Annotated in this window: 7 protein-coding genes and 1 pseudogene; all 8 read right to left on the reverse strand. The window is 73.8% G+C overall.

All coding sequences use genetic code 11. From position 1 onward, the window contains the following. Positions 1–117: 117 nt before the first annotated feature. On the reverse strand, positions 118–1,656 hold the full coding sequence (locus tag ACFP3U_RS19200) for a hypothetical protein (protein WP_380226788.1): 1,539 nt from the start codon (positions 1,654–1,656) through the stop codon (positions 118–120). After that, positions 1,649–2,203, reverse strand: coding sequence for a SigE family RNA polymerase sigma factor (locus ACFP3U_RS19205; RefSeq protein WP_030310986.1), 555 nt, complete (start codon positions 2,201–2,203; stop codon positions 1,649–1,651). Before ACFP3U_RS19205 ends, ACFP3U_RS19200 begins: the two co-directional genes overlap by 8 nt. 250 nt (positions 2,204–2,453) lie before the next feature. Then, complete coding sequence (locus ACFP3U_RS19210) at positions 2,454–3,512, reverse strand: aspartate-semialdehyde dehydrogenase (protein WP_380226789.1); 1,059 nt, start codon at positions 3,510–3,512, stop codon at positions 2,454–2,456. Then, complete coding sequence (locus ACFP3U_RS19215; protein ID WP_380226790.1) at positions 3,509–4,789, reverse strand: aspartate kinase; 1,281 nt, start codon at positions 4,787–4,789, stop codon at positions 3,509–3,511. Before ACFP3U_RS19215 ends, ACFP3U_RS19210 begins: the two co-directional genes overlap by 4 nt. 308 nt (positions 4,790–5,097) lie before the next feature. Next, complete coding sequence (locus ACFP3U_RS19220; RefSeq protein ID WP_380226791.1) at positions 5,098–5,826, reverse strand: DUF5063 domain-containing protein; 729 nt, start codon at positions 5,824–5,826, stop codon at positions 5,098–5,100. Next, complete coding sequence (gene recR / locus ACFP3U_RS19225; protein ID WP_380226792.1) at positions 5,819–6,418, reverse strand: recombination mediator RecR; 600 nt, start codon at positions 6,416–6,418, stop codon at positions 5,819–5,821. Before recR ends, ACFP3U_RS19220 begins: the two co-directional genes overlap by 8 nt. A gap of 227 nt (positions 6,419–6,645) precedes the next feature. Continuing rightward, entirely contained in the window at positions 6,646–6,984 is a 339-nt protein-coding gene (locus ACFP3U_RS19230) for a YbaB/EbfC family nucleoid-associated protein (protein WP_380226793.1), read from the reverse strand. Between the two features lie 58 nt (positions 6,985–7,042). Continuing rightward, positions 7,043–7,334, reverse strand: a pseudogene (locus ACFP3U_RS19235) (DNA polymerase III subunit gamma and tau); the annotation flags it as partial.

The raw sequence follows: 7,334 nt of genomic DNA on the forward strand, positions 1-7,334 counted from the left end.
CCGGCCGTCCGCAGGCCCCCACCTCGGAGTGGAAAGTCGGCCCCACCGACGTCCGGCGCGACAGCCCCGCCGACGTCCGGCACGCGGGCCCTACCGACGCGACGGCACCCGCCGCCGTCACCCCTCCGACGACGGGGCGGCGCTGGGAGCCCCGGCCGGGCCGTCGGGGGCGACGGGCCGTGGCGCGGTGCGGTAGACCGTGCCCGAGCAGGCGCCGGTCAGGACGACGCTCGCGGCGGCCGGATTGCCCGGGGCAGGCGTGTACGCCAGGGTGACGCTCGCCGCCGGCCTGCTCGGCCCGGGCGCCGGGGTGGCGGACGGACTCGGTGCGCCGGTGGTCCCGGTCGTGGTCGCGGTGGCCGGCTTGGTGGTCGTACTCGGCGCCCCGGTGGAGCCGGCGAGCGCGGCCGTCCCGGGCCCCCGGGTGGTGCCGGCGCTCGACGTCCCCGGTCCGCCCGGCTGCCCGCTGGTCGCCGCGAGGGCGCCCGTCCCGGCACCCGCGCCGGAGCCGCCCGTACTCGCGTCGGACGGCCCGCCGGTGCTCCCACCGCCGCCGTCACTCGCGCCCGGCAGCGCACCGGCTCCGCCCGTCCCGGGGCCGCCGGTCGCGCCGCCGTCACCCGCGCCGGCCCCCGTCCCGCCGGTGCCGGTCGCGCCGCCCCCGGTCGTCCCCCCGCCGGAGCCGCCCGGCTGTCCGGAGCCGATGGAGGCGCTCGGCGAGGGCGACCCGCCGGGGGCGGGGCAGCCGCCCTGATCCGGGATCCACGCGATGTCGACCCGGTAGACGGCCCGGGGCGCGAGCACGAGGCCGTCGCTCCCCGCGTCGGACCCCGTCGCGGGGCCGGCCGAGGGCCCGGGCGCGGGCAGTCCGGTCGCCGGGTCGCCGGCGGTGTGGAAGGCGATCCGGATCCGGTCGCTCTCCGTCCCCGTGGTGCCCGTGACGGTGACCGACCCGGGCCCGCCGAGCCGGCAGGTGCGCCCGGAGACATTGGTCAGCGTGAAGGAGCCGTAGATCCGCCCGCGGGCGTCCGCGGCACCGATCTGCGCGGTGCCCTGTCCGAGGTCGCCGCGCGTGCACAGCGCCAGGATCGGGGCGTCGTCCCCTCCGGTGCTGGTGGCGGTGCTCGGTGCGAAGGTGCCGGGTCCCGGGAGGGCGGTGGTCGCGCCGCCGGTCGGCGGGCTGTCCACGGTGCCGGAGGGACTGCCCGGGACGACCGGTGTCCCGGCGTCGAGGACCGGCGGCCGACTGGGCCCGCCGGTGCCGTTGCCGGGGAGGGGGCCCGCGGTGGTCGCGGAGGCGCTCCCGCTCTCGGCGTCGGCCAGGCCCGGGCCGCCGGACAGGCCCAGGTGGTCGGCGGTGTGCAGGGCCGGCAGCAGGAAGGAGACGGTGACGGCCACGGCGGCGGCGCCGGTCCAGGCCCCGCGGCGGACGGCCCGTCGGCGGGGTACCGCGCGGCGGATCTGTTGCAGGCCGCCGGGCGCCGGGCTGACGTCGGCGACGGCCCGCCGCATCAGCTCCCGGACCAGCCGCTCCTCGCGTCCGACCTGGTCCTCCCGGCCGGACGGCGGGGCTCCGCGCTCCTCCCCGCCGAACGGGTCGGCCCAGAGCGGCCCGCCGGCCCTGCCGCCGTCGACCGTCCGATCGTCCTCAGCCATGCCCGGCCTCCATCTGGACCCTCAGCGCGGCGAGCCCTCGTGAGCCGTACGCCTTCACCGACCCGAGCGAGATGCCCAGCGTCTCGGCGACCTGCGCCTCCGTCATGTCCACGAAGTAGCGCAGCACCAGCACCTCCCGCTGACGGCGTTGCAGACCCCGAAGCGCGACCTTCAACTGGTCCCGCTCCAGCGCATCGTAGGCGCCTTCTTCTGCACTGGCCATGTCAGGCATCGGCTTGGGCAGCAGCCGCAGCCCGAGGATCCTGCGTCGCAGGGTCGAGCGGGACAGGTTGACCACGGTCTGGCGCAGGTACGCGAGGGTCTTCTCCGGCTCCCGCACCCGGCGGCGGGCCGCGTGCACCCGGATGAACGCCTCCTGGACCACGTCCTCACAGCTCGACAGGTCGTCGAGGAGGAGCGCGGCCAGCCGGAGCAGCGAGCGGTAGTGGGCCTGATACGTCTCGGTGAGCTGATCCTCGCTGGTACCGGCAGCGGTACCCGCGGTACCGGCGCCGGGACCCGCGGCACCGGGTGCGACTGCCGTCATCTGGCTATCTTCCGGCCGATCCGCAGGCCACTGGACACGCGACGGGAACGTCACCGCGGCTGCCGCCGAGATGCCCGCCCCTGCCCCCACCATCACGTTCGCCACGCCCGTTGGACACTCGATCCCCTGTCATGGTTGCCCAGCCCGCCGCACATTCTCGCGCATGGGCCGAACGCCCCTCCAGGGGATTCGGCGAGGATTCGTCAAGCAGTCCGCGAACAAACCGCGCAGACTCGGGGCGAACGGGGGGTCAGCCCGCTCCGGCTCCCTCGGCCACCACCAGTTCGGCGATCTGAAGGGAGTTCAGCGCCGCCCCCCGGCGCAGGTTGTCCCCGCAGAGGAAGAGGTCCAGCGCGTTCGGGTCGTCCAGGGCGCGCCGCAGCCGCCCGACCCACACCGGGTCCGTCCCCACCACGTCGTTCGGCGTCGGGAACTCGCCGGCCGCCGGATCGTCGTACAGCACCACCCCGGGGGCGTCCCGGAGGATCTCGCGGGCGTGCTCCTGGGTGACCTCGCGCTCGAACACCGCGTGCACGGCGAGCGCGTGGGTGCGCACCACCGGGATCCGCACACAGGTGGCCGAGACCTTGAGCCCGGGCAGGCCGAGGATCTTGCGGGACTCGTCGCGCACCGTGCGCTCCTCCGACGACCAGCCGCCGTCGGTCAGCGCACCGGCCCAGGGCACCACGTTGAGCGCGAGCGGGGCGGCGAACGGCCCGTGGTCGGCGATCACCGCCCGCAGGTCCCCGGTCTGTTCGCCGACCGCGGTGCCGGCCACCTGGGCGAGCTGGGCGCGCAGGGTGTCCGTGCCGTCCCGGCCGAGCCCGGAGGCGGCCTGGTAGGAGGCGACCACCAGCGATTCCAGCCCGTACTCGGCGTGCAGCGCGCCGATCGCCGCGATCATGGTCAGCGTGGTGGAGTCCGGGCTCGCCACGATGCCGCGCGAGCGCATCCGGACGGCGGCCGCGTTGACCTCGGGCACCACCAGCGGCACTGCGTCGTCCAGGCGGAACGCGCCGGAGCTGTCGACCACCACGACGCCCTTGGCGGCCGCGATCGGCGCCCAGCGGGCGGCGATCTCCTCGGGGACGTCGAACAGCGCGACGTCGACCCCGTCGAAGAGCTCCTCGGTGAGCGGGAGGACCTCGACGGACTCCCCGCGCACGACCGCCTTGCGGCCGGCCGAGCGCGGGGAGGCGGCGAGACGGATCTCGCCCCAGATGTCCCGGCGGAGGGAGAGCAGGCCGAGGAGCACCTCGCCGACCGCGCCGGTGGCGCCGACGACGGCGAGGTTCGGCCGCCGGGTCATCGCCCGGTGCCTCCGTAGACGACGGCCTCGTCCGTCTCACTGTCCAGCCCGAAGGCGGAGTGGACGGCCTGCACGGCCGCGTTGACGTCCTCGGCGCGGGTGACCACCGAGATCCGGATCTCCGAGGTGGAGATCAGCTCGATGTTGACGCCGGCCGCGGAGAGCGCCTCGAAGAAGGTCGCCGTGACCCCCGGGTTGGAGCGCATGCCCGCGCCGACCAGCGAGATCTTGCCGATCGCGTCGTCGTAGCGGAGCGACTCGTAGCCGATGCCCTCCCGGACCCGGCTGAGCGCGTCGATGGCCCGCTGGCCCTCGGTCTTCGGCAGGGTGAAGGAGATGTCGGTCAGACCGGTCGACGCCGCCGAGACGTTCTGCACGACCATGTCGATGTTGATCTCGGCGTCGGCGATGGCGCGGAAGATGCGCGCCGCCTCGCCCGGCTTGTCGGGCACGCCGACGACCGTGACCTTCGCCTCGGACGTGTCGTGGGCGACTCCGGAGATGATGGCCTGCTCCATCTCGCCCCCTTCGGGCTTGTGCGGGTTGTCGTTGCTGACGATGGTCCCGGGGAGACCCGAGAACGACGAGCGTACGTGAATCGGGATGTTGTAGCGGCGCGCGTACTCCACACAGCGGTCGAGCAGCACCTTGGATCCCGACGAGGCCAGCTCCAGCATGTCCTCGTAGGCGATCCAGTCGATCTTGCGCGCCTTCTTCACCACGCGCGGGTCGGCGGTGAACACGCCGTCCACGTCGGTGTAGATCTCGCAGACCTCGGCCCTGAGGGCGGCGGCGAGGGCGACGGCGGTGGTGTCCGAGCCGCCGCGGCCGAGCGTGGTGATGTCCTTGCTCGACTGCGAGACGCCCTGGAAGCCGGCCACGATCGCGATGTTGCCCTCGTCCAGGGCGGTGCGGATGCGGCCCGGCGTCACGTCGATGATGCGCGCCTTGTTGTGGACGGAGTCGGTGATGACACCGGCCTGGCTGCCTGTGAACGACTGCGCCTCGTGGCCCAGGGATTTGATCGCCATGGCCAGCAGCGCCATGGAGATGCGCTCTCCAGCGGTCAGCAGCATGTCGAACTCGCGGCCGGCGGGGAGAGGGGACACCTGCTCCGCGAGTTCGATGAGCTCGTCCGTCGTGTCGCCCATCGCGGACACCACGACGACGACCTCATGGCCGGCCTTCTTGGCGTCAACGATTCGACGGGCCACGCGCTTGATGCCCTCGGCATCCGCAACGGATGAGCCGCCGTACTTCTGCACGACAAGGCCCACGTGCGCTCCTCGACTTGTGTCGTTTCCGGGGGCGCTCGGCCCCCGCACCCCCGGGTGGCGGGGGCTGTGCGGTCGGCGCCAGTCTACCGAGCGGGGGTGCCCCGACCGGCGGTTTCCATATGATGAGACACACGTTTCGGCAGGTGAACGAGGGTGCGGGCGCCCGTCACCGGCAGGTCTGCGGGCGGGCCGCCGCCGTTCCGAAGAATCGGCGGACGAACGGACGGCCGCCCCGGGGTTTTCCGTCCGCGGCGGGGAGTGAGGTCTCCGTCACAGTCCCGCCGCTTGCCGCTGGGCTACTGGGCCGCTCAGCGGCCCAGACCGAGCTCCGCCGCCATCAGGTCACCGGCCTGCTGCTCCAGCTGCTCGTCGGTGAGCCCGTCGTTGTCGGTGTCGGCGCCGTCCGGCGCCGCCCCCATCGGACTGTCCAGCCGGACGTGCGCGATCAGTGACTGCAGCGCCCGCAGGACGGCCGAGCAGGTGGTGCCCCAGTTGGACAGGTACGAGAACTGCCACCACCAGAGCGCCTCGCTGACCCGGCCCTCGCGGTAGTGGGTGAGCCCGTGCTGCAGCTCGCTCACCACCCCGGCCAGGTCGTCCGAGATCCGGAAGGCGTTCGGCTTCTCCGGCGGCCCGTACGGGTCGAAGACCTCGTGGTAGACGTCGATCGGCGCGAGCAGCTCGGCCAGCCGCTCGCGCAACTGCTCGCCGTCCGGCTCCGGACCGGCGTCGGGCTCGAAGCGGTCCTCGGGGACGACGTCCTCGATGGCGCCCAGCCGGCCGCCGGCCAGCAGCAGCTGCGAGACCTCCAGCAGGAGGAGGGAGACGGCGCTGCCGGGCTCGTCGCCCTTGGCGACCTCGGTCACCGAGAGCACGAAGCTCTCCACCGAGTCCGCGATCTGCACCGCGAAGTCGTCCGGCTCCGAGCCGTGCGCGTGCGTGTGCGGAGTGTGCGGCACCTGTTCGGTGGACCGCTCCTCCCCCGGCCCGGCCTGGTGGGGCGCATGGGGCTGCTGGTTGATCGTCCGGTCAGACATCGAGCAGTCGTCTCCCTTCGAAGGCGCGGCCGAGCGTGACCTCGTCCGCGTACTCCAGATCCCCGCCGACGGGCAGACCGCTCGCCAGGCGGGTCACCTTCAGGCCCATCGGCTTGCAGAGCCGGGCCAGGTAGGTGGCGGTCGCCTCCCCCTCCAGATTGGGGTCGGTGGCCAGGATCAGCTCGGTGACGGTGCCGTCCGCGAGCCGCGTCAGCAGTTCCCGGATCCGCAGGTCGTCCGGGCCGACGCCCTCGATGGGGCTGATCGCGCCGCCCAGCACGTGGTAGCGGCCGCGGAACTCCCGGGTGCGCTCGATGGCGACGACGTCCTTGGGCTCCTCGACCACGCAGATGACGGCGAGGTCGCGGCGCGGGTCGAGGCAGACCCGGCACTGCTCGGCCTCGGCGACATTGCCGCAGACGGCGCAGAACCGCACCTTCTCCTTGACCTCCAGCAGCGCGTGCGCCAGCCGGCGGACGTCGACGGGGTCGGCCTGCAGGACGTGGAAGGCGATCCGCTGCGCGCTCTTGGGCCCGACGCCGGGCAGCCTGCCCAGTTCGTCGATCAGGTCCTGAACCACGCCCTCGTACAACGTCGCGCCTTCCCTCGGGTTGGACCGGTGGCACCCGCGCGGGGTGCTCCGGTGCCATCATCCAACGAATCGGACGCCGGGCACACCGCCCGACGCCCGACTCCCACATAAATCACACCGGTCCGTTCGCTGAACGACGGACCTCTCACGACCGGTGACCCCGGGCGTACCCGGGTCGTACCCGGGGCAGCGGGCGCCGCGGTGCTCTGTCGGTGGCGGGCCGTGACTCAGAACGGCAGGCCCGGGATCCCGCCGCCGAGGCCCTGGGTCAGCGGGCCCATCCGCTCGCTCTGCATCTTCTGCGCGGCCTGGTTGGCGTCCCGCACGGCCGCCAGGACCAGGTCGGCCAGCGTCTCGGTGTCCTCCGGGTCGACGGCGGCCGGGGCGATGGTCAGCGCCACCAGCTCCCCGGAGCCGGTCACGGTCGCCTCGACCAGACCGCCGCCGGCCGAACCGTTCACCTTCGCCTCGGCCAGCTCCTGCTGGGCCTTGGCGAGGTCCTGCTGCATCTTCTGCGCCTGCTTGAGCAGCGCCTGCATGTTGGGCTGGCCACCACCGGGAAACACGGCTCACTCCTTGCGTTCGGTCCGCTCCTGCTACGTCCTCGACGAGCCTACGTGCTGCTCAGTTGCCGCCGTGCCGGATCTCCTCCAGCACCGTGGCACCCAGCTCGCGGATGATCAGCTCCTGGCCGGAGAAGGTGTCCTCGGTGAGATCGGGGTCGTCCTCCTCCGGAACGTCGTCCTCCGGGGCCACCGCCTGCACCGGGTACGCCGGGGCCGGGTACGCCGGCGCCGAACGGGCCGGGGCCGACGGGGGCGGAGCCTGGACGGGCGGCGGCACCGGTGCGACCGGCGCCGGCTGCGGCGCGACAGCCGGGCCGGGCGCCGGAGCGGGCACGGCCGCGGGCGCCGGG

Source organism: Kitasatospora misakiensis, assembly GCF_042656005.1.
Classification (GTDB): Bacteria; Actinomycetota; Actinomycetes; order Streptomycetales; family Streptomycetaceae; genus Kitasatospora; species Kitasatospora misakiensis.